The sequence below is a fragment of the Lentzea alba genome, from assembly GCF_047445655.1.
Taxonomy (GTDB): domain Bacteria; phylum Actinomycetota; class Actinomycetes; order Mycobacteriales; family Pseudonocardiaceae; genus Lentzea; species Lentzea alba_A.
The window spans coordinates 57,900-80,701 of sequence record NZ_JAJAEG010000011.1 but is presented as its reverse complement, the minus strand read 5'-3'; the positions used below and the strand labels follow the sequence as shown (position 1 = coordinate 80,701).

Genomic DNA, 22,802 nt, shown 5'->3' with positions numbered 1-22,802 from the left:
GGTGAGCCGTTCCTACAGCGCTACCGCCGCGACGTGAACGTCGTCGACGAGTGCCACGACGGCGGGCGTGATCTCGACCGCCGGGGCTTCTCCCACGACGGCGGCCGCACGCCGGCGGGCCGGTCGCACCGACGCGGGAAGGCCCCGGAACCTGAGTTCCGGAGCCTCCGCAAGGACCTGTTCACTCGGAACAGGGTGGGCGACGCACCGATGCCGAGACATCAGCCAGCATGCGTAGGTATTGAATCCCCCGCACGAACGATCTCCAGCCGCGAGCTCAGGCCGAGCTTGCCCAGGACGTTCGACACGTGAGTCTGCACGGTCCGGCGTGACAGGAACAGCTCCGCCGCGATGTCGGGGTTGGACAGGCCTCGGGCTACCAGCCCGGCGATCCGCACCTCCGCCGGGGTCAGCGCCTCCCACCCCGAGGTGGCCCGGCGGTGCAGGCTGCGTGGTCCGCGCCGGATGCCGAACGCGCGCAGCCGGGCCTCGGCGCGGCGCTGGTCCCAGGTGGCGCCGAGGTCCGCGTAGATCTTCAACGCCTCGACGAACGCCTCCCTGGCACGGCCCGCGTCACCAGGAGCCAGCCGGACCGCGGCCTCCTCCAACGCGAGCGCCCGTTGCAACGGCCACCCGTGGCGTTCGTAGTCCCGCGCGACCTCCAGGAGCCCGTCGGCGTCGTCGTTCAGCTGGGCCTCGCAACAACGTGCGGCAACGGCCTCACCGACCTGCAGATCGGCATCCGCGTCGGCGCGCGCCACCTCGGCCGCGGTCACGGCGGTCTCCCGGTCGCCGGCGGCCAGCGCCAGCCGCACCAGGTGGGGCAGCACCTCCTGCCGGGTGCGTTGGCCGGGCACCGGCGCCGGGTCCAGCCACGAGGTCATCAGCCCCAGCGCGGCCTGCTGATCACCGTCGACCTCGGCCTGCAACGCCCACGCGGCCGTCAGCCGCCAGTTCGCGGGGTTCCGCGCGGACCACGCGTCGACACCGCCCGTCGCCCGCAGGTACTCCTCGGCCTTGGCCTGTTCGCCGCGGTGCAGCGCGATGAGCGCGCCGATCGCGGGAGGGTTCAGGTTCGAGGCGTTGCCGACGAACGCCGTGTCGATCCCGCCGAGGTGGACCAGCGCGTCGTCCCAGTTGCCGCGCTTGTAGGCGACCTCGGCGGCGGTGGCGAGCAGGCTGGCGCCGCGGAACGTGCCCGCGCGTTCGGCCAGGACCAGCACGCTCTCGGTTTCCTCCCACCGGCCGAGGCCCGCGAGGTAGGTCAGTCTGTTGTTGAGCAGGAGAAGGCGCAGGTCCATCGTCTCCGAGCCAGAATCGTGGATCCCGTCGCCCAGCACCGCGAGCGCCTCGTCGATCCGGTGCACGGCGATCGGTGCGACCGCGACGAGCGCCGAGGCGTGCAGCGCGTAACCCAGGGCCAACGGGTCGCCGCTGCGTTCGGCGTCCTCCCGCGCGGCGTCCACCACCGGTCCGGCCTCCTCGACCGCGCCCGTGCCGGCCAGCATCACCCCCGACCAGGCACCCAACGCGGCTCGCGTCGCGTCGGAAACCCCTTCTGCCACAGGCTCGTGCGCAATGGCCAGTGCCTCGTCCATGCGGCCCGACCGGCCCGCCGCGCGCAGAGCGAGCAGGTTCATCCGCGCGGCGAGTTCGACGTCTGCGGTGCGCCGGGCGACCTCACGAGCAAGTCGCAGCGCATCTTCGTCGCGGCCGAGCCAGAACGCCACCCGTGCCGCTCGGGCGGCCAGGACCTCCCACGACGGGCCAGCCGACTTCAGCACGCGACCCAGCAACTCGGCCGCCACCTGCGGCACCGCGTAGAGGCACGCATCCGGCACCTCGCTCAGCCACCGCCGCACCCAGCCGTCGGTGATGTCCGGAACCGCGAGCAGGTGCCGTGCCACCACATCCACGCCCCGCCCGGCCGTGGCGAGCTGCTCGGCGAGGTGCCGGTGCAGCGCGACGCGCGTCGCGGCGGACGTCTGCTCGACCAGCACCTGCCGGATCAGCTCGTGCCGGAACCGCAGCCGTTCGCCGGACGCGCGCAGCACCCCGGCGGTGATGGCGTGCTCCACCACACCGGACAGCTCCACGACCGACCTCCCGGACGCGATCGCCAGCTCGGTGAGGTCGAAGTCGTTGCCCAGCAACGCCGCGACCCGCAGGACGTCCGCGCTCGGCAGCTGCAGCCGCCGCCCGATCGCCACCGCCAGCGAGGACGGCACCGCGCCAGACTCGCCGATGAACTCGGCGTTCTCGACCAGCCCGTCGCGCACCAGCGAGTCCACCAGCTCGCGCGCGTACAGCGGATTGCCGCCCGCCCTCGCCAGCTCGGCACTCAGCCGCGGCCCCGGTTCGGCGTTCAGGATGCGCGCGGCGATGGTGCGGATGTCCTGGTCGGTGAGCGGCCCGAGCTCGACGACCTCGTCCACGAGATCGCGCAGCCTGGCCGCGGTGTCCCGGTGCGGCACGGGCTGAGCGGTACCGATGAGCAGCAACGGGATCTGGCCCACGGACCGCGCCAGCCGGCCCCACACCAGCAGGCTCGGCTCGTCCGCCCACTGCAGGTCCTCGGTCACCAGCACCACGGGCCGTTCCGCGCACAGCCGGTCGACCAGCTCCAGCATCCGTTCGCCGGCGGCCAGCACCGGGTCGACCGCGCCGGACCCGTCGATCTCGCCGCGCAGCAGCCGGGTGATCTCCTCCGACTCCAGCACGTCCGCCAGCAACCGCAGCGGAAACGCTTGCGCCAGCTCGTCCGCGGTGGCTCGCAACACCAGGCAGTCAGCGGCCTGAGCAGTGAGTTCGTCGATCAGGGTGGAGCTGCCGGCCCCCGCCTCGCCCTGCACCCAGGCGAGCCCGCCGCGACCCTGCGCGACCTGCCGCACCAACCTGGTCAACCGCTCCAGCTCGTCCGCACGACCGACAGGTCCCATGCCCCGGAGGGTAAGCCGCGCGGAACCTCAGCGGGCCAGGATCGGTGAGAAGGTTCTCGCGGCTACTTCACTTGTCGCACCGCGGTGCTGAATGCGGCCAACGTCGGCGTGTCCCTCGCCCGGTCGAGCACCGCGAACACCACGTGGTCGAAGTAGCGGTTGTCCTGCAACGCGGTCATGAACGTCTCGGCGACGAGCGCGGGCTCGTTGCCGAACACGCCACAACCCCACGCGCCCAGGACGAGCCTGCGGTGCCCGTGCGCGGCGGCAACCTGCAGCACGCGGACGGCCCGGCGCAGCAACGCCGCTGGGATGCCGTCGGCGCGTTCGGGCTGGTTGCGCAGGATCGCGGACCGGTTGGGCGCCGCGGCCGTGAGGAACGAGACCTCGTAGGGCTCCGCCAGCAGAGTGCCCTTGTCGTCGCGGAACACCGGCACGCCGGGCGAGTAGATCACCCGGTCGCTGTAGATGAGGTCCTCGTGCGCCCGGTGGTGGGCGTAGAAGTCGCCGGCCGCGCGTAGACAGGGGTAGAGCGCCGACGCACGGGCGACGCTCTCCTCCTGAGCCTGGGCGCCGTTCAGGAAACCGCCGCCGGGGTTGCGCGCGGAGGCGAACACCAGGGCGGCGAGGTCGCCGCCCAGCCGCGCGGCAGCCTCCAAAGTGGACTCGTTTGTGACGTCGACGCGGGGAAACCCGCCCTGTTCCGGGAGGTTCAGCGTCTCGTCCGGGAGGTGGAGCCGGGTTCCGGCCACCGCACGGGTGATGTCGACCGGGACCTCGCCGGTGCCGGTGGAGTAGGAACCTCGCTCCGCGATCGCGACGGTGTCGTGGGCGATCGCCCTCAGCCTTCTGCTCATGATGCTTGCGATTGTGGCTGGCGCGGTGAGGCGCGCCAACCGATTTCAGATCCGGGCGTAGATCTCGGCGACCGCGCCGAACGCGGCCTTGGGTTCCCAGCGCAGGTCCTCGTAGACCTTCACGATGCCCGGGCTGGCGATGTCGAAGTCCCGCAGCGGATCGTCCGGCCGATGCGTGTAGTTGTTGAGCGCGAACATGTAGACGAACGCGCCGTCGACCCCCTCGGCCTCGAAGGTCTCCAGCAGCTCACGGAGATAGGTCGCCTGTTCGCCCTCATCGCGGACATAGCCGTCCTTCACGCGAACTGGACGGCCGTCCTCGGTCTCGACGATCTCCATGCTGCGCGGCGCCACCGCACCCGAACCACGCCAGGCCGCCGTGCCGAAACCGGTGATCGCGACCGGCTTCCCTTGTGCCACCACGTTTCGGATGCTCGCGGCGAACTGACCGGCGACCTCGGCCGACCGGATCAGCTCGAACGAGCTGATGTCGAACAGGCTCCAGTCGACCTGTTCGAACGGGATGCAGGCATAGGTGACCTTGCCGCGGAACTCCGCGCGCACCACGGCGACGGCCCGCGCCAGGAACTCGTTGAGGCGATCACCGAGCCCCGCGATCTCGGCCGGATCACCCAGCAACCGGGTCACTCGGTCCATGACGTCGTCGCCCGACAAGAAGCCGGAGTTCATGACGCTCAGCTCGACGCCGGCCACGAACACGACCTCGGCGCCGGCAGCCCGGACCCGTTCGGCCCGACGTGCGCAGTCGGCGAACAGCTCCAGGATCTCGTCGGGGTTCAGCTCCAGCGGGTAGGGCGAGAACCAGACCTCCAAGCCCAGCGCGGCGGCGATGTGCGCGGCCTGCTCCAGCCGTTCCGGATCACCGCCGACCAGGTGGACGGCGTTGCAGTGCAGGTCGTCCCGGATGACGGTCAGCTCCCGCCGCACCGCGTCCAGGTCGAAGTCCGGCACGGAGATCTCGCCGTTCCGGACGAACCCGGTGTCGTACGCAATTCCCTTGGCTCTCATACCTACATGCGTACACGCAATTTTGCGCGCACGCAATCTATGGCCACACCAGCAGCACTGGACAGGGCGCGTGGTCGACGACGAACCGGGTGGCCGGGCCGAGGCTGCGCGGACCCGGATGATCGGCATCGCGACACACCACGAGCAGCGAGGCACCCTGTGCCGCAGCAACGACTTCGTGCTCGACGCGACCGACGCGCGCGGACGTGGTGCACGGAAGGCCAAGCCGTGAGGCGGCCGCCTCCAAGATCTGCGAGGCGTGGTCGGCGGCGAGGTGGTCCAGGCGCGTGCCGGGGTCGCGGTCCGGGTGGCTGCGGCCGAAGAGTCCCGCGAACGCCCCGTGCGCGGCGCCTGGGACGTCGTGGTCGCTGACGTGCAGCAGCAGGAAGTCCGATCCGGCGTGGGCGCGGGCCGCGTCGACGCAGGACTGCCAGGTGTCGTCGGCGATCCACACGACCACCGTCATGGTCATCCTCCGATCACGTGCAGGGACGCCCACAGTGCCACGACGGCGCCCACCAGGGTGGCCGGCACGGCGAGCAGGCCGAGCCGGGTGAACTCCGGCAGGTTCACCTCGGTGTCGTGGTCGTGCACGATCCGCCGCCACAGCAACGTGGCCAGCGATCCGGCGTAGGTGAGGTTCGGGCCGAGGTTGACGCCGAGCAGCACTGCCAGCACCGCGCCGGAACCGAGCGGCGCGACCAGCGGCAGCAGGACCAGCACCGCCGGCAGGTTGTTGATCACGTTGGCCAGCACGGCGGCGACCGCGGCGACCCCGAGCAACGCGAGCAGGCTGTTGCCGTGCGGCACGACATGCCTGAGCACGTCGTCGAGGCCGTTGTCGACCACCGCCCGCACCACGACGCCGAGGCCCAGCACGAACGCGAGGAACGGCAGCGAGGCCGCCCGCACGATCTTGAGCAACGACGTGCGGCGGCGTGCGAGAGCCCGCACGGCCATCGCCAACGCACCCGCGCAGGCGGCCCACGCCGGGTCGATCCCGGTCGCCGATGCCACCACGAACCCCACCAGCGTCAGACCCACCGTGGCCAGCGCGAACACCGGCAGTTCGCGCGGCTGCGTGATCAAGGGCTCGTGCATCGGCGCGTCGAGGTCGGTGCGGAAGAACCGCCGGAACACCACGTACTCCACCAGGATCGCGACCACCCACGGCAACGCCATCAGCGCCGCGAACCGGGTGAAGCTCAGCCCGCTGGACGCGAACGCCAGCAGGTTCGTCAGGTTCGACACCGGCAGCAGCAACGACGCACTGTTCGAGAGGTGGGTGCACGCGTAGACGTGCGGCTTCGGCCGGACGCCGAGCTGCGCAGCCGTCGCGAAGACGACCGGCGTCAGCAGCACGACCGTCGCATCAAGGCTCAGCACCGCCGTGGTCACCGACGCCGTGACGAACACACCACCCAGCAACCGCCGCGGCCGCCCGCCCGATGCGCGCGCCATCCAGGTGCCGCAGGCGTGGAACAACCCGTCGTCGTCGCAGAGCTGGGCCAGGACGAGGATCGCGGCCAGGAACCCGATCACGGGCCCCAGCCGCACCGCCTCGTCCACCGCGTGGTCGACGGGTAACGCCCCGGCGAGCACGACCAGGAGGGCCGCCGGTACCGCCACCGCCGCCTCGGGCCAGCCCCACGGTCGTACGACCGCACAGACGAGCACAGCGACCAGCAGCAACACCGACAGCGCCAGCACGGGATCCTCCTGCGCCGGCCTGCCCCGGCTACATCTTGGCTGCGGCTGACTTTATGGCCTGCCGGATGCGGAAGTACGTACCGCACCGGCAGACGTTCGCGATCCGGTCGATGTCCTCGTCGGTCGGCTCGCTCTTGTTCTTCAGCAACGCCACGGCGGCCATGATCTGACCCGGCTGGCAGTAGCCGCACTGGGCGACGTCCTGCTCCAGCCACGCCTCCTGGACCGGGTGCAGCTCGTCACCGGACGCCAGTCCCTCGATCGTGGTCACCGACCGGCCCGCGCACTCCGAAACCGGTGTCACACAGGGCTGGACCTCGGCGCCGTCCAGGTGGGACGTGCAGGCGCGGCAGACGCCGATGCCGCAGCCGAACTTCGGGCCGCGCACACCGAGCTTGTCGCGCAGCACCCACAGCAACGCGAGGTCGGACGGCGCCTCGACGGTGACCGACTCCCCGTTGACGACGAAGGTGTAGGTAGGCACAGGGGAATCTCCTTCAGCGCGGGAACGGCTCGAAGTCGACCGGGAAGATGATCGGGAAGCTGCGCGGCACCACGCCGGTGGCCCGCGCGTAGGCGTTGGCGATCGCGCCGACCGCCGCGGGCACGCCGAGTTCGCCTGCACCACCGGGTTCGCCGGTCGCGGGCATCACGAAGATCCGCACGTCCGGCGGCGCGTCCTTCTGCCGCGCGTAGTGGAACTGCGAGTACGAGCCCTCCAGCGGCAGGCCCTTCTCGATGTGCAGACCGGCGCGCAACGTGGTGGAGATGGCGTCGGTCAGACCGCCGAGCATCTGCGCTTCGAGGCCGCGCGGGTTGATCGGACGGCCCACGTCGACCGCGATCACAGCCTTGACCACGCGCGGCTTCTGCGGGTCGCGGGCGTCGATCTCGACCAGGCACGCCGTGCACGACTTGTACTCGTCGTGGAAGCCGACGCCCTGCGCGAAGCCCTTGGGCATCGTGCGGCCCCACTGGCCCTCTGCGGCGACCTTGTCGAGCACCGCGCGCTGACGTGCGGACTTCAGGTGCTCGCGGCGGAACGCGACCGGGTCCTTGCCCATCTTCTTCGCGAGCTGGTCGACCAGGATCTCTTCCGCGCCACGGGTGTTCGCCGAGTAGACCGACCGCCACGAGCCGGTGTGCATCCGCAGCGGCACCTCGTTGAGCAGCGAGGTCACGACACCGAAGTTGTACGGCACCTTGCACGTCGTGAGGAACACCGTCTGCGCGAACGAGAGATTGCCGCCGACCGGCAGTGACGCGGCCGTGGCGGTGAGGATCTCGCCCAGGCCGTGCCGGAAGTCGGTCTCCACGGACGCCACGCGGTGCTCGAACGTCAGCACGTTGCCGAGCCCGAACGTGGCGCGCAGCTTGTGGTGGCTGGCAGCGCGCGCCCGGCCGTGACGCATGTCGTCCGTGCGGGTCCACATGAGTTTCACCGGGCGCCGCAACGCCTTCGAGATCTGTGCGGCCTCCAGTGCGGAGTCGAAGAACAGCCGGCGCCCGAACGACCCGCCGCCCTGGACCACGTGCACGGTCACCGCGGACTCGGGCAGTCCGATGGCCGACGCGATGGTCTGCCGCGCCACGATCGGCGACTTCAACCCCGCCCAGATCTCGGCGCGGTCGTCGCGGACGTCCGCGATCGCCGAGTTCGTCTCCAACGGTGCGTGGCTGACGAACGCGAAGTCGAACTCCATGTCCACGTGCTGGGTGAGCAGCGGCGGGACCACGAACGGCAACGCCGCCGCGCGCAGCTTGTCGCGGATCTCCTTGTCGGACAACGAGTCGATCGTGCCGGGGTTCCAGGTGACCTTCAGCGCGTCCCTGGCGGCGAGCGCCTGCCCGAACGTCTCCGCCACCACCGCGACACCCGTCGGCACGACACCGATCGCGATCACGCCGGGCATCGACCGGGCGACCGACGAGTCCACGGACTTCACGCTGCCGTTGATCGTCGGCGGACGGCGGACGACGGTCGGCATCGCGCCCGGCACGTCGTGGTCGAGCGTGTACTTGAACTGACCGGTGACCATCGCGCGGGCGTCGATGCGCGACTGCGGTGTGCCGACCAGCCGATGCTCGGACGCGGGTTTCGGTTGCGCGGAAAAGACTCCGGTCAGTTGCGCGGCGGCCGAGGTCAGCAGACCGTACGCGATGTACCGGCCGTCCGGCAGGATCACCCCACCGTCGCGTGTGGACAGTCTTTCGACCGCCACGCCGTGCTGCTTGGAGGCGGCCGCCAGCAACCTGGCCCGTGCGGCCGCCGCCGCCTGACGGACCGGGCCGTAGACGGACCTGATCGTGTTGGAACCACCGGTGAGCTGGTTGAACAGCAGCTCGGACCGCGCGTCGGCGAGCACGACCCTGACCTTGCCGAGCGGCAGGTCGAGCTCCTCGGCGACGAGCATCGCGGTGGCGGTGGTGATGCCCTGGCCGACCTCGGCGCGGGGCAGTTCGAGGGTGACGACGCCGTCCTCGCCGACGCTGAGCACGGCGAGCGCGCCCGCGGTCGGGGTTCCGGCCAGGATGAGGATCTCGCCGAGGTCCATGATCTCGGCAGGTTGCGGCAGGGTCGGGATGACCGCTTCAGCGGTTCCGGGTACCGCGACGGTCAGCACCGGCGCGGCCACCAGGAACGTGAGGAACTGCCGGCGACGAACCGGAACCTGGGCATCAGGGACCGGGACTTCGTTGTCACAGGTCATGTAATCGTCAACGACATTTGGTGGACGTGGGTACGACCGTCAGCCGAATGGGTGCACGACTGCTTGGCAGATCACCGTAACTGCGGCGCGAACGGGGACGATCTGCCGAACATGAGACGATTAGCAGTGCTGCTGCTGTCACTTGTCCTGGTCTCTCCGATGCCGGCGCACGCGGCCGACAACCCCTACGCCACGCTCTTCTCTCCCACCACCGACGCCTCCGTCCCGCTCGGTGTTCCGCTGCTCGTCATCGGCGGCGCCTTCAACGGCGAGGCGGGTGGCATCACCGAGGTCGAGGTCTCCACCGACGACGGCGCAACCTGGACGTCGACCGACGCGCACACCGAGAAGTGGGCCCTCGTGCTGACGCCCACCACCCCAGGCCCGTTGATGATCAAAGCCCGTGCCCGCACCGCCTCGACCACCGGCCCGATCACCGTGTCGCGCACGGTCTTCGTCGGCGGCTCGACCACGCCGGCGGTACCCGGCAGCACCTCGCTCTTCCTGAACGCCATCCCCGCCCCTGTCGTGAACGACCCCGACGACCAGGCCGTCGAGCTGGGCGTCCGGATCACCGTCGACCGGCCGGGTTCGTTGACCGGCATGAACATCCGCCGCGGTGACTACACCGGTGCGGTGACGGCCCGCGTGTGGTCCGCTTCCGGCACCCTTCTCGCCGAACAGGCCGCGCCCGCCGCCCAGCGCTTCCCGCTGATCACGTTCGACACGCCGGTGCCCGTGTCTCCGGGCAACGAGTACGTCGTCTCCTACTACACGCCTGCCGGTGGTTACGTCTCAACGGAGAACTACTTCGTGGGCGGTCTCGCGCATACGCCGTTCTACGTGCCGGTGAACGGTGGTGTGTACCGCTACGGCGGCGGGTTCCCGACCGACTCGTGGAACGCCAGCAACTACTGGGTGCAGCCGACGTTCACGCCTTGACCCTCGACGAGCTGCCTGCTGGGCGACCCCCAGCAGGCATTCTGAGCTCCTCTCCCCGCCACCGCTGCCGCAGCAAACGGTCGTGCGATGCCACGACGACCGCACCGGGGTAGTCGGCGAGTGCGGCTTCGAGCTCTTCCACGAGCGCGAGCGACAGGTGGTTGGTCGGCTCGTCCAGCAGCAGCACGTCCGATTCCTGGTTCAGCAACCTCGCGAGCGCGAGCCGTCGCCGTTGACCGATCGACAGCGCGCCCACCTGTTTGCCGAAGTCGGACTCGCGGAACAGACCCAGCGACGCCAGCTTCTCCGCACTCCCGCCGAACGCCGCCAGCACGGTCTGTTTCGGCCGTGCGACAACGGTTTCCTGCGGCAGGTAGCCGACCACGCCGTTGCGGGTGACCGTGCCGCGGTCGGGTTCGAGCACGCCCGCCAGCACGTCGAGCAACGTCGACTTGCCCACGCCGTTCGGTCCGGTCACCAGCAACCGCTGCCCCGCTTCGACTTTCAGCTCGTCGACGCACATCCGTTGATCAACTCTTGCCTCCTGGAGTTCGAGAACCGCGCCCTCACGGACCGCCGCGTCGAGCGGAGCGTTGAGGTGCAACGGTTCCGGCGGCTTCGGCACCGGATCGGCGTACAGCCGTTCGAGCCGTTCGGACGCGCTGCGCACCCGCGTCCTGATCGACGCCTGCACCCGCCTGCCGTCGCCGTTGTACTTGCACTTGTTGTGATCCGGGATCGGCCGGCCCGGCGCCACGCGATGTGCCGTGGTGCCACGCCACTCGGTCCAGTGGCCGATCTCGCCGACCCACTCCGCGTAGGCCTGCTCCCACCGCTGCCGCGCCGCTTTCTTCTCGGCGACGTAACCCGCGTAACCGTTGCCGTAGCGGGTGATCTTCCGCTCGTCGACCTCGATGATCGCCGTCGTCACCCGTTCCAGCAGCAGCCGGTCGTGCGTCACCACGACCAGCGTGCCGCGATGGGCCCGCAACCGGTGCTCCAGCCAGGCGAGGGCCTGGTCGTCGAGGTGGTTGGTGGGCTCGTCGAGCAGCAGCAGTTCCGGTTCGGCCGACAGCACACCGGCCAGCGCCAGCCTCGCCCGTTGCCCGCCGGACAACGTGCCGAGCTGCCTTTCCCTTGTGAGGAAACCGATGCCGAGCGCGGACATGGCAGACGAGACCCGCGCGTCGGCCGAGTAGCCGTCACGCAGCTCGAACGCCGTGAGCAGGTCGCCGAGCTCGTCCAGCAGCTGCTCTTCGGCGGCGACCGCGATCTGCTGTTCCAGCAGGCGGATCTCGACTAGCGCGGCGTCGACGGCGTCACCGACGGTCGCGTCGTCCGGCAGGTCGAGCACCTGCGCGAGGTACCCGACCCCTTGCGCGACAACGGTGATCTCGCCGTCGTCCGGCAGCTCCTGCTGTGCGAGGAGCCGCAGCAACGTCGACTTGCCGGAGCCGTTCTCCCCCACCAAGCCGATGCGCTGGCCGGGCGAGGCGGACAACGAGACGCCGTCGAGAACGCGGTGTTCGCCGTAGGACTTCACGAGATTTCGGGCATGCAGATAAGACACGTTCGACATAGATCCCCCATCGCCAGAACAGAAAGCGGGAAACGGATGCACGCCGGGCGGTGCCGCGGACGCGTGCGGGCGATGAGGTCAGCAGATCACGAGAACCAGACTCCCATACACTGTACGAGAGCGCAACCCGTTGACTCAGCCGACGGCGGAAACCCTTGCGGTGACCAGATCCGAGAGCACGGTGTTGAGCCCGGTGGCCACAGCACCGGTGAGAATGGCCGCCTCACCCAGCCGCGAGGTCTCCACAGCGGGCGGGTAGACGGACAGGCGACCCAGCGACGCACGCACCGGCTCAGCGAGCAGGTCGCCGTTCAACCCGATGCCGCCACCCAGCACGACCATCGACACGTCGACGACCGACGAGATCCGTGCGGCGTGTTCGGCGATACGCGCCGCCTCCCACGCGACCAGCCGCAACGCGGTGTCGTCGTTCGCCCTGGCCGCGCTCATCACCTCCTCCGTGGTGGCGAATGCGGAGTGCTGCCAGACGTGGGCGAGGAACGCGTCCGCGGCCGGGCTGTCGGACCGGAACCGCTGCCCTTGCGGCACGTGGTCGATCTCGCCGGCGGCCCCGTTCACACCGCGGTGCAGCACGCCGCCGAGCACGAGCCCGGCGCCGACGCCGCTGCCGATCGACAGGAACGCGAAGTCGCGCACCCCGAGCCCGACCCCGCGCCAGCCCTCGCCGACCGCGGCCAGGTTGACGTCGTTCTCGACGATCACCGGCAGGTCGAGCACGACGGAGAGCTCGGCCTTGGCGGCGAACCCCTCCAGCGCGTCCTGGTTGGCGTCGTGCACGATCCCGGTCCGCGGGTCGATCACGCCACCGACACCGATCGTGGCGATCTCGGGCACGCACCCGGCGGCCGCGGCGAGCTCGTCCCGCACCCGTACCACCACGTCCAGCACGTGCGTCGGATCGTTGCTGCTCACCGGCTGGTCGAGCCGGGCGAGCACGGTCCCGTCGAGGTCGGCGATCATGCCGCGCAGGTACCGGCTGCCGAGGTCGAGCGCGAGCACCGCCGCCGCCCGCGCGCACGGTCCGAAGTACACCGCGTCGTACCCCGCCGCGTCCTGCGGCCTGGGCACCTCCTCGACCAGCCCGGCGGCGAGCAACGCGTCGATCGCCCTGTTCGCGGTCGGCTTGGACATGCCCAGGTACCGCGCGAGCTGCGCGCGCGTGACCGGATGTGACTGCCGAATCGCCTGGTAAACGGCTTGCAGGTTGGTCTCCCGCACATGTGCCCCGGTCACCGCTCCCGTCATGCCTGCCAAATTAGTAACGAGGCGTTACCGGTGTCTACATACCGCGCGCATACCGGCTCTCATATCCGGCCGCTGTTGCCTGACGTCGTTCCTCGACGAAGGGAGACCGGCGATGGCCGGCGACAAGCAGTACAGCCGCCGCACGATGGGCAAGCTGGCGGCGGGCGCCGTCGCGGCGGCGGGCCTGGCCTCGTTGCCGGGGCAGGCGTCCGCGGCCCCGCACTACCGGGCGCACGGCCCGCTGCTCACCGACGGCTACCAGACGTGGATCGACGCGATCAACAACCAGGGCGCCAACCTCGCCAAGGTCGTGACGGGCTGGGGCGTGCCAGGCCCCGGACCGTGGGCGAACTACCCCGACCACGTGTGGACCGCCGCCGGTGCGACGAACTTCCTGATCGTCCGCACGGTCACCGGCGACACCGACAACGTGATCGACCCGAACCGGGCGGTCGCCGAGATCCGCGACTCGCGCTTCTTCGAGTACAAGCGAATCCGCTCGGGCGCCGACAAGTGCATCATCGAGCTCGGCAACGAGCCGAACATCCGGGTCGCCGACCCGTGGGTCTACGGCTACAACCTCGGCGTCACGATCGACCGCATCCGGGAGACGTTCCCCGGAGCCAAGATCTGCGGCACCGCGCTGTCGCCGAACAAGGGCACGAACCCGGACACCTGGTACGGCAACCCGAACTTCGTCAACGCCATCAAGAAGTGCGACTTCGTGGGCGTGCACTTCTACAGCAACCCCGACGACGGCAGCTTCACCCGCCAGGGCGACTGGAACGAGCTGACCTACGCCGAGACGCTCTCCAGGTGTGCCCAGAAGTGGCCGGGCAAGCCGGTGATCGCGACCGAGTACTCGATCAGGACCACCCGGCTCACCCCGTACCAGAAGGGCTACAAGTACGGGAACCTCATCCACTTCGACGACTCGGTGGCCACCAGCCTCTGGGGTGCCTGCTACTACCACGTGCAGACCAACCCCGGCGGCATCGACTTCCACGAGAACGTCGGCTCGGAGGGTGCCCGCGGCTACCGCAAACGCCTCAGCGAGGGCGGCCTCTGAGGTAGACTGAAGGCCGATCTACCTGGGGGTTCAGGTTGCTTCGGCACATCAGGACGGTCGACGACGTCCTAGTTCTGCTCGACGGTCTCTTCGCACCGGAGGCCGACCGCTGGACCGAGCGGGGCGGCGACTGGTGGGACCGCTTCTACGCCGACCGCGGCCGCGAGGTGCCGTTCTTCGTGGCCAAACCGGACGAGAACCTGGCCGGGTACCTCGACCGCGGTCTGCTGCAACCGGGCCGGGCGCTCGACGTCGGCTGCGGACCGGGGCGCAACGCGATCTTCTTGGCGCGCAACGGGTTCCGGGTCGACGCCGTGGACCTCTCGGCGACTGCGATCACGTGGGCTCGCGAACGCGCGGAGGGCGTTGATGTCCGGTTCCGGCACGGCGACGCGTTCGCCACCGAGGGCGCGTACGACCTGATCTACGACTCCGGCTGCTTCCACCACCTGCCGCCGCACCGCCGGATCAGCTACCTCGCGCTGCTGGACCGGGCCCTCAAGCCCGGCGGTCACTTCGCACTGACCTGCTTCACCGCCGAGGAGGGCAGCGCCGCACCGGACACCGACCTCTACCGACAGGGTGGCCTGGCCGGCGGCGTCGGCTACCACCCCGATGAGCTGCGGTGGATCTTCCAGGACCTCACCGAGGTGGAGCTCCGCCGGATGAACGAGGAGCCGGCGGACTCTCCCGCGTTCGGGAAGTCCTTCTTGTGGACCGCGTTGTTCCGCAAGGCATGACACACGTGTCCGGCAGGCGGAAACACCCCAGGTCGCCACCTGCGAAAGTAGGGTGTTTCCCCTGCTCCAGTAGGTGATCGCAGGCACAAAACCGGCAGTATCGTCAGGCCCGTGAGGCGGGCAGGAGATCTGGCGCTGGTGCTGCTCGTCGCAGCACTGGGTATCTGGCGTGAGCTCGTGCCGCCCGCGGCATCCCGGCAGGCCGTGGGGTTCGCCGTGGCGATTCACCTGCTGTCGGCGGCCGCGCTGTGGTGGCGGCGCACGCATCCCGTGACATCGGGCCTGGTAATCGCTTTCCTCGCCCTGCTGACCCCCACCTTCGCGTCGGTGGTCTCCGCGTACTCGGTCACGGCGTACGCGGTCAGGCACCGCTGGGTGGCCGCCCTGTTGCCGGTCACGTGGCTGATCGGCGCCGGCGTGTGGGCGATGCCGCGCCTAGCCGGCCCCGCCGTGATCGTGATCGCCGGGCTGGCCGGCCTCTACCTCGGCGCGCGGCGCAGGCACGGACAGGCACTCGTCGAACGCGAGCACGAACTGCAGGCCGAACAGACCCGCGCCGACGAACGCACCAGGCTCGCCGCCGAGATGCACGACGTCGTCACGCACCGCCTGAACCTCATGGTGCTGCACGCCGGAGCGTTGAAGGTCGCGGCCAAGGACGACGAGGTGCGCAAGGCCGCCGAGGAACTGCGCACCGCGGGCTGCCAGGCGCTGGAGGAGCTGCGCGACCTGGTCGGCGTCCTGCGCTCCGGCCGCACCGCCCGCATCCCGGACGTCCTGCCCGACCGCCTCGCCAACCTGGTGGCCGACTCCGCCGCCACGGGCCTGGAAGTCACCCTCACCGAACACGGCGACGCCGACATCATCTCCCCCGCCGTCCGCCGCACGATGTACCGCGTGGTCCAGGAATCCCTGACGAACGTGCACAAACACGCCCCCGGCGCCCACACCGAGATCACCATCCACTGTGGACCGAGCAGCGTGCGCGCGGTCATCCGCAACACCGCCCCGTCGTCCGCACCGGACAGCGCACTGTCCGGCTCCGGCTCCGGTCTGCTGGGCTTGCGCGGCCGCGTGGAGATGGTCGGCGGCACCCTCACGGCCGGGCCCACCGACGACGGCGGCTTCGAGGTCGACGCCGTCCTGCCGTCGTTCGTGCCGACCTAGTGCCGTGACCGGCAGCCTTTGCCCCGTATTTCGGCGGTCAGACGGGTGCATCGCGGTGCCGGCCCCGCGTCCTCATCCTGGTTGGCTGTGGGCGTGGGGCCGGTGCCGTGAGGCGCCCTGCTGGGCGCCGGAAGACGCGGCGAAGGTTGCCGGTCACGGCACTAGCTCTCGTCCGACGCGCGCACGGCCCGGCACGCCAGGTGCACCGCGAGTCGCTCATCCGGGTTCAGCAAGCTGACCCCGAGCAGCTGCTCCGCCCGGTTGATCCGCTGCGCCACCGTGTTCCGGTGCACCTTCAACCGCACCGCCGCCGAAGACGTCACGGACTCCTCGTCGAGGTAGATGGCCAGGGTGCGCAGCAGCTGCCCGTCCTCCACCCCCGCCAGCGGCTCCAGCAACCGGGTCGCCTGCTCCACCAGTGCCGGCGTCTCCGCGGCCATCGACAGCAACCGGCGCACGCCCAGCTCGTCGATGTGCACGACCTTCGCCGGCCCGGTCATCCCCGCGGCCTCCCGCGCCTCGGCCAGCGTGCGGCCGACACCGGAGGAACCGGGATGCGGACGGCCCACGCCCGCGACGAGGTTGCAGGAGCCCAGCGCGTGCATCAGCTTCTTGGTCAGCTCGCGGTGCTGCGACTGCGGCGGCTCGGAGTCGTTGGTCAGCCAGAACGACCAGCCCTCCGCGCCCTCGACCAGCTGGCCGTGCAGGCCGCGCCGGGAGAGTTCGACGCGCAGGCGTTCGGTGTGGCCGGCGTCGAAGCACGTCGGCGACGGCGGGGTCGGCATCGCGTAGACGCCGGTGTGCCAGCCGTCGAGGCGCCAGCCGGCGAGCACGGCCTGTTGCACGAGCTGCGGCGGCACGTCGTCGCCCGCGGCCAGCAGCTCGGCCAGCAACGAACCGCGCGAGCGGGCGCGGCGTTCGGTTTCGAGGCGTTCGGCGGCGACCCAGTTGCCCAGCGCCCAGGACGCGATCTGGCTGACCTGCTGCACTGTCTCGGCCCACCGCTTGTTGCGGCCGCGCGCGTGCGAGACCAGCCACAGGTGCACGTGGCCGGTCCGGTCGGTCTCCACCGGGACGGCCACGGCGAAGCCGCCGTCGGTCATTTCGACGGTGGTGGCGACCGAGCCGACCAGCAGGTCCGGCGGCAGGCCGGGCGGCGAGACGCCCTCGATCGCGGTGCCTTCCGCGCTGATCACCGCGCACGTCACGTGCAGCTCGCCGGACAGGATCGTGATGACCGAGCGCGGATCGGGACGGCTGCGGCCCAGCCGGGCGGTGACGGCGTTCAACAGCCGCGCTGCCGCGACCTCGGGGCGGCGCACGGCCGTGCGCAACGAGTCGGCGACGAGCAGCGGGTCGTCGGCTTTGATCTGCAGCAGCGGCACGCCGAGCCTGTTGGCGAACGAAATCGTTGCGGTGGAGGGAGGTTGGTAGGTGCCGGTCGACGACCGCACCAGCACGACGGCCCGCACATCCGCGCTGTAGGCCCGCCGCAGCGCCACTTCGACGAGGTACGGCTGGTGCCCGGTCAGGATCACCAGGTCGCCCGCCGAGCACGCCTCGACCGCGGTCATGTCCGCCGCCAGCCGCACGTCGCCGACCTCCGTGTCGACGCCGCGTTCGCCCGCCAGCAGGCAGGCGTCGCCGAGCACACCGATCTCCAGCAGATCGCGCACGGTCAGCGAGTCGGCGTCGTCGATCACGTGACGTCCCGGAACGGCACGTAGTCGAGGTCGTAGCCGAACGCCCGCGGATCGACGCGGCCGAGCATCTCCTGACGCACCCACTGCGCCGGTGATGGGAGCGCTACCACGTCCACGACGGCACCGAACGTCAAGCGCTCGGTCGAGACCGGTTTGCCGGATTCCGCGTCCAGGCAGCACAGCAGATCGGGCGTCGTCACGAGCGGTTCGCCGTCCGCGAGCGCGACGAGGTACTCACCCTGCATCTCCAGGCGCACGTACGCATCGTCGGTGTCGAGACGGCGCAGCGCCACCGTTCCACGAGGAAAGTCCCCGACGGACTCACGCCACAGTTCGACGACTTTTCCCCGTGCCACCAGGAAACCGCCGGACGACTTCGCGCGTTCGTCTACTGAAATCGTTTGCTGCGACCAGATCTCGCCGAGCTCCAGAGCCCGTGCCAGCGAGCCCGTTATGCCTGCTTTGAGCGCGTCCGCGAGTTTCAACGGCTTCGCGACCATCATCGCCCAGCCGCCGAAGTCGACCATCACCGTGCGGGCGAGCTTCTCGATCCCGGTCGCGTCGAGGACCGCTCGGTTTCCACTGGGTTCGGTGATGGCCAACGGGGTCGTGGGCAACCCGGCCGCGTCGTAGGTCGTCTGGTCGATCCGTGGGAACGCTCTCCCCATCCCGTCGACATCGACGTACGGCAGCCCCAGCCGAGCCGCGAGGATCAGCGGCAGCAGGCCGTTGCACCCGCCGACCTCCCACCCGATGACGGCCGTGGCGGTCGTGGAGTCGTGCGCCTGCAACGCTTTCAGGGCTTCCTCGGCTTCGAGTCCCGACGGCAGCTTCTCGATCATCACGCTCGGCGCGCCGATCAGACCCAGCCGCGCGCCGTACCCGTCCGGGTCGGCCTCCTCGGGTGAAAGAACCGTGACAGGACCGCTTTGCCGCATCTCGTGCCGCAGCATGGCGGCGAACGCGTGGGTCTCGTGCTCACCGCCCCCGCCACCGCTGCCGAGCATGACCACGCCCAGGGCGAGCTGGTCCACCTCGTCGGGCTGGAGCAGGTGCATGCGCGAGACAGTAGTGGTTCCGGTCGCTCTGACGGCCGAAACCGCTCACGACCCGAGTGGCGCGTATTCGTGCGAGTAGCCGAAGGCCGACGGACCGACCAGGGCAAGCCCCTCCGGCGTTCGCCAGCGCGGGTGGCACGGCGCGCCGACGACCGCGACGCGCTGACCGTACCGCAGCCGTTCCGCGGGGATGGGCTCACCTTCGGCGTCGAGCACGCAGATCAGGTCCGGCACCGAGGCGACGACCTCACCGTCGCGCGACGCGACCAGGTGCTCGTTCTGGAACGCGAGCCGGCAGTTCGCACCGTCGTACGCGGCCATGCCTTCGAGCCACGCCTCACCCTTCGCGAACCCGGGATCGGTGGCGCGCATGACGTCGATGACCTTGCCGGTGAACAACACCTGCCCGCCGAGGAACGACGCGATGGCCTCACACGGGTCCACGCGAGCCTTCCTCGCTTCCTCCACCAACTTGCCCAGCCGCGACGCCAGCGTGAGCGTGCCGGGGATGGTGATGTCGCGGGCCTGCTTGCCGGACATGGGAAAGCTGCTCATCAACGCGGTGCAGCCCATGCCGATCGTGGCCGAGCGCGCGAGCCGTTCCGCCCAGTGGTTGTCGCGGACGTCGAGGACGATCGAGTTGCCCTTCTCGTCCGCGATCGCGAGCGGCTTCGCGAGCACACCGTCCAACGTGCACACCACCATCTGCACCATCGGGAACGCGCGGCCCATGCAGTCCGCGTCGAGCACCGGCAGACCGAGCGACGCGGCGACCGGGAACGGCGCGAGCGAGTTCATCCCGCCGACCTCGATCGGCAGCACGTGCGTGATCGGGCGGCCGATTTCCCGTTGCAGAGTCAGGAAAGCCGTCACCGCCTCCTCGCCGGCCGGCAGCTTCTCGATCATCACGGTCGGTGCGCCGATCATGCCGATGCCGGCCACGAGCGCGTCGTCCGGCACCTCGTGGAGTTCCGCGACGAGCACCGGGCCGTACTCCAGCACGGCCTGTTCCGCGACGAGTCTGCCGATGTACGGGTCGCCTCCCCCGCCGGTGCCCAGAATCGCCGCGCCGCGCGCGATGTGCCTCAGTTCGCCGGCCCCGATCTCACGCACGGGCCCTCCTCGGAACGTCCTCCAGCACGAGATCGCCCACCGCTCTCGCGCGCACCCGGCTCGCGTTGCCCGGCAGGTACGCCAGCGGGATCTCCTCGACCTCGACGATCCGCACGCTGTCCGCCTTGGCGCCCGCGGCCACCGCCTTGTCCACGGCCTCCTGGCGCGCGGCGTCGAGCACCTCGTCGCGCCGCGCCGGGTCCATCGTGAAGACCCGGTCGACCTCGCCGCCGACCTGCGCGATCGCGGCGCCGATGGCGTTGGCGAAGGCGTGGTGCCGCGGCCTGATCATGTCGCTGACGCCCTCGATCTTGTCCGGCACCAGCACGCTGCCGCCGCCGACGAGGACGACGGGAAGTGGCGCCGGGCTGGTGCGCATGCGGTCGACCAGCGTGGCGATCCGGTCGCAGACGTGGTCGAGCACCGAACCGACCAGCGCGGGGTCGAGGTGGCTCACGAGCTTCCGGTCACCGATGTCCGCGAGACCCGCGGCGACCGCGACGTCCGTGGCGGTCAGCGTGTCGCCGCCGAACACCAAAGCCTGCTGGGACAACCGGAATCCGACGCTGTCCGGGCCGACCTCGACGCCACCCGGCTGCTCGCGCACGACACTGCCGCCACCCAGGCCGACGGACAGCACGTCGGGCATCCGGAAGTTCGTGCGCACCCCGCTGATCAACACCTCGGACGACGCCTCGCGCGGGAAACCGTTGTGCAGCATGCCGACGTCCGTCGTGGTGCCGCCGACGTCGATCACCGCGCACTCGTCCAGTCCGGACAGGAACGCCCCGCCGCGCATGGAGTTCGTGGGTCCGGAGGAGAACGTGGCGACCGGGTAGCAGCGCGCGTACTCCAGGTCCATCAACGTGCCGTCGTTCTGGCTGAGGTACAGCGGCGCCTCGATGCCCTGTGCCGTCAGCGATTCGGTGAGCCCGTCGGCGATCTGCTCGGCGAGCTCGCGCAACGCGGCGTTGATGATCGTCGCGTTCTCCCGCTCCAGCAGCCCGAGCCGCCCGATCTCGTGGGAGTAGCTGACCAGCAGGTCCGGTACCTCGGCGGTCAGGATCTCGGCCGCCTGACGTTCGAAGTCGCCGTTGACCAACGAGAACACCGACGAGATGGCGACCGACCGCACACCCTTGGCGGCGATGTCGGTGGCCACGCCGCGCAGCTCGTCCTCGTTGAGCGGCGAGATGACCCGCCCGTCGTACTCGTGCCCGCCGTGGCAGAGGTACGAGTGCCCGCCGATGACCTGACGCAGCCGTTGCGGCCAGTCGACGAACGGCGGAAGTGCTTTGGTGGCGGGAAGTCCGAGCCGCACCGCAGCCGTCTGCGCGAGCCCTCTGCCCTCGACGATGGCGTTGACGAAGTGCGTGGTGCCGATCATGACCGCTCTGATCGCGGCCGGTTCGAACGCCCTGGCGGCTTGCAGGCCGCCGACCGCTTCGACGATCCCGGTCGTCACGTCGACCGTTGTCGTCGTCTTGCACTCGGCGAGGACACGCCGTCCCTCAACGAGAACGGCATCGGTGTTCGTGCCGCCGACGTCGATACCGATGTGCATCTACCGAACCACCCCTCAGGCGGCGGACGCTTCCCCGACCACCTTACGGTTGGTGGCCCTCCGCGTCCTCATGCGAAGGAGGTCCAATCTCCCAGCTGAGACGTAGAGGACGAAGGCGAGCACGAGCGAGTTCACACTGGATTGCCCGAAAGGCAGCAGCTCACCGAGCCAGGCCGAGGCCGGCCAGATGACCACCGTGGCGGGCACCCAGCTCGGAGCTGATCTCGGTACGCGCGGTCTCGTGGAGATGATCTCGTTTCGCCACCGGCGCACGACGTAGTACTCCGCGATCATGATCCCGGTGACGGGCGGGAACACCACGCCCAGCAGCACCAGGAAGTGGCTGAACTGGTTCACGATGCCCGCGGCGGCGAGAAAACTGCCCGCGCACCCCACCATCACGGTCACCTGCGCCCGGCTGATCCGCACCGCGAACACCGCGTCGAAGAAGTTCACCAGGCCCAGCGAGGCCGAGTAGAGGTTCCAGTCGTTGATCTTCAGCACCGCCGTCACGACGATCAGTGCGCCGATCCAGCCACCGGATGAGCTGATGACCCCCATGACGTCGGTGGTGCGCAGCCCGTGCGCGAGCATGACGCCGGCCAGACTGATGATCCACTCCCCGGCTGTGATGCCGAGGATCGTCTGCTTGACGACGTCCCACTCGGAACGGTTGAAGCGCGTCATGTCCGGCGCGATGGCCGCACCGACGATGAAACTGCCCGTGACCAGCGTGACCGCGGTCATCATGCCGATCGGCGGCCCCGGCGCCGGACTGCTGAGCACAGCGGGGATGTCGTTGACGTTCGCCAGCACGAGCCACCCGAGCAGCAGCAGAAACGCAGGCACGGCCACATACGCCGTCCACGCCATCCACCGCACGCCGTAAGCCGCGATGACCGTGACCACGATGCCGAAGATCAACGACCACACCGGCGCCGGCAGCACCCCCGCGACGTCCGCGAGCGTCACGCCCGCAAGCCCCGTCTGCACCCCGAACCACCCGGTCGAGGACAACGCGATGATCAACCCGAGCATCGCCGACCCCGCGTGCCCGAACCCGGTCCAGCGCGTGAGCATGGCGGTCGACAGCCCCTCACGCTGCCCGATCACCCCGACCGTCACCGCGATGGCGTTGAGCAGGAGGGCTCCGAGCGTGAGCGCCAGGAAGGCGTCCCAGAACGTCATGCCGAACCCGAGTGTCGCGCCCAGCAACAACTGGCTCAGCGCGGTCGTCTGCCCGAAGCGCTGGGTCGCGACTGACAACCACGGGTGCCGCGCCTGGTCAGGGACACGGCTGAGGGCCTGATCATCACGCCCGAGAAGAGCGGCCACAGATCGTCCCTCCGCCCTGT

18 protein-coding genes are annotated in these 22,802 nt (G+C 70.1%); 4 read left to right on the top strand and 14 right to left on the bottom strand.

Features of this window, described 5'->3' with window-relative positions; all coding sequences use genetic code 11:
- Positions 1-221: 221 nt before the first annotated feature.
- The 7 genes from LFM09_RS19575 to LFM09_RS19545 form a co-directional block, all read right to left on the bottom strand.
- On the bottom strand, positions 222-2,939 hold the full coding sequence (locus LFM09_RS19575; protein ID WP_414097927.1) for an ATP-binding protein: 2,718 nt from the start codon (positions 2,937-2,939) through the stop codon (positions 222-224).
- Between the two features lie 62 nt (positions 2,940-3,001).
- Positions 3,002-3,796, bottom strand: coding sequence for a TIGR02452 family protein (locus LFM09_RS19570; protein ID WP_414097926.1), 795 nt, complete (start codon positions 3,794-3,796; stop codon positions 3,002-3,004).
- 45 nt (positions 3,797-3,841) lie between these two features.
- A complete protein-coding gene (locus LFM09_RS19565; protein ID WP_414097925.1) occupies positions 3,842-4,825 on the bottom strand; it encodes a hypothetical protein in 984 nt (327 codons plus the stop codon).
- A 37-nt stretch (positions 4,826-4,862) separates the two neighbouring features.
- The gene (locus LFM09_RS19560; RefSeq protein WP_414097924.1) at positions 4,863-5,291 is read right to left on the bottom strand and encodes a universal stress protein; all 429 of its coding nucleotides are present in this window, start codon (positions 5,289-5,291) and stop codon (positions 4,863-4,865) included.
- Positions 5,292-5,293: 2 nt separating this feature from the next.
- Entirely contained in the window at positions 5,294-6,526 is a 1,233-nt protein-coding gene (locus LFM09_RS19555; RefSeq protein WP_414098127.1) for an SLC13 family permease, read from the bottom strand.
- A 37-nt stretch (positions 6,527-6,563) separates the two neighbouring features.
- Complete coding sequence (locus LFM09_RS19550; RefSeq protein WP_414097923.1) at positions 6,564-7,019, bottom strand: (2Fe-2S)-binding protein; 456 nt, start codon at positions 7,017-7,019, stop codon at positions 6,564-6,566.
- Between the two features lie 13 nt (positions 7,020-7,032).
- Positions 7,033-9,246, bottom strand: coding sequence for a molybdopterin cofactor-binding domain-containing protein (locus tag LFM09_RS19545; protein WP_414097922.1), 2,214 nt, complete (start codon positions 9,244-9,246; stop codon positions 7,033-7,035).
- 111 nt (positions 9,247-9,357) lie between these two features.
- Between LFM09_RS19545 and LFM09_RS19540 the strand changes: the two genes are divergently transcribed.
- Positions 9,358-10,188, top strand: a complete 831-nt coding sequence (locus tag LFM09_RS19540) for a DUF4082 domain-containing protein (protein WP_414097921.1) — start codon at positions 9,358-9,360, stop codon at positions 10,186-10,188.
- Here LFM09_RS19540 and LFM09_RS19535 read toward each other — a convergent pair.
- Together LFM09_RS19535 and LFM09_RS19530 are read right to left on the bottom strand one after the other, a co-directional pair.
- Positions 10,178-11,767: an ABC-F family ATP-binding cassette domain-containing protein gene (locus tag LFM09_RS19535; RefSeq protein ID WP_414097920.1), complete on the bottom strand. Its 1,590-nt coding sequence runs from the start codon at positions 11,765-11,767 to the stop codon at positions 10,178-10,180. The genes LFM09_RS19540 and LFM09_RS19535 overlap by 11 nt on opposite strands.
- Before the next feature lie 135 nt (positions 11,768-11,902).
- The gene (locus tag LFM09_RS19530) at positions 11,903-13,033 is read right to left on the bottom strand and encodes an ROK family transcriptional regulator (RefSeq protein WP_414097919.1); all 1,131 of its coding nucleotides are present in this window, start codon (positions 13,031-13,033) and stop codon (positions 11,903-11,905) included.
- 112 nt (positions 13,034-13,145) lie between these two features.
- On the opposite strand from LFM09_RS19530, the gene LFM09_RS19525 reads away from it, so the two are divergent.
- From LFM09_RS19525 to LFM09_RS19515, 3 genes are all read left to right on the top strand, one after another.
- Positions 13,146-14,102, top strand: a complete 957-nt coding sequence (locus LFM09_RS19525) for a hypothetical protein (protein ID WP_414097918.1) — start codon at positions 13,146-13,148, stop codon at positions 14,100-14,102.
- Positions 14,103-14,137: 35 nt separating this feature from the next.
- On the top strand, positions 14,138-14,842 hold the full coding sequence (locus LFM09_RS19520) for a class I SAM-dependent methyltransferase (RefSeq protein WP_414097917.1): 705 nt from the start codon (positions 14,138-14,140) through the stop codon (positions 14,840-14,842).
- 111 nt (positions 14,843-14,953) lie between these two features.
- Positions 14,954-16,009 (top strand): histidine kinase, encoded by a 1,056-nt coding sequence (locus tag LFM09_RS19515; protein ID WP_414097916.1) that lies wholly within the window; start codon positions 14,954-14,956, stop codon positions 16,007-16,009.
- A 161-nt stretch (positions 16,010-16,170) separates the two neighbouring features.
- Here the strand turns inward: LFM09_RS19515 and LFM09_RS19510 are convergent, their stop codons facing one another.
- From LFM09_RS19510 to LFM09_RS19490, 5 genes are read right to left on the bottom strand one after another with little or no spacing between them, the layout of a single operon-like run.
- Positions 16,171-17,712, bottom strand: a complete 1,542-nt coding sequence (locus LFM09_RS19510) for a helix-turn-helix domain-containing protein (RefSeq protein WP_414097915.1) — start codon at positions 17,710-17,712, stop codon at positions 16,171-16,173.
- Entirely contained in the window at positions 17,709-18,770 is a 1,062-nt protein-coding gene (locus tag LFM09_RS19505) for a DUF917 domain-containing protein (RefSeq protein WP_414097914.1), read from the bottom strand. The genes LFM09_RS19510 and LFM09_RS19505 overlap by 4 nt, the downstream gene beginning before the upstream one ends.
- A 45-nt stretch (positions 18,771-18,815) precedes the next feature.
- Positions 18,816-19,883 (bottom strand): DUF917 domain-containing protein, encoded by a 1,068-nt coding sequence (locus tag LFM09_RS19500; protein ID WP_414097913.1) that lies wholly within the window; start codon positions 19,881-19,883, stop codon positions 18,816-18,818.
- Positions 19,876-21,447 (bottom strand): hydantoinase/oxoprolinase N-terminal domain-containing protein, encoded by a 1,572-nt coding sequence (locus tag LFM09_RS19495; protein ID WP_414097912.1) that lies wholly within the window; start codon positions 21,445-21,447, stop codon positions 19,876-19,878. The genes LFM09_RS19500 and LFM09_RS19495 overlap by 8 nt, the downstream gene beginning before the upstream one ends.
- Before the next feature lie 15 nt (positions 21,448-21,462).
- Entirely contained in the window at positions 21,463-22,782 is a 1,320-nt protein-coding gene (locus tag LFM09_RS19490) for a purine-cytosine permease family protein (RefSeq protein ID WP_414097911.1), read from the bottom strand.
- Positions 22,783-22,802: the final 20 nt, after the last annotated feature.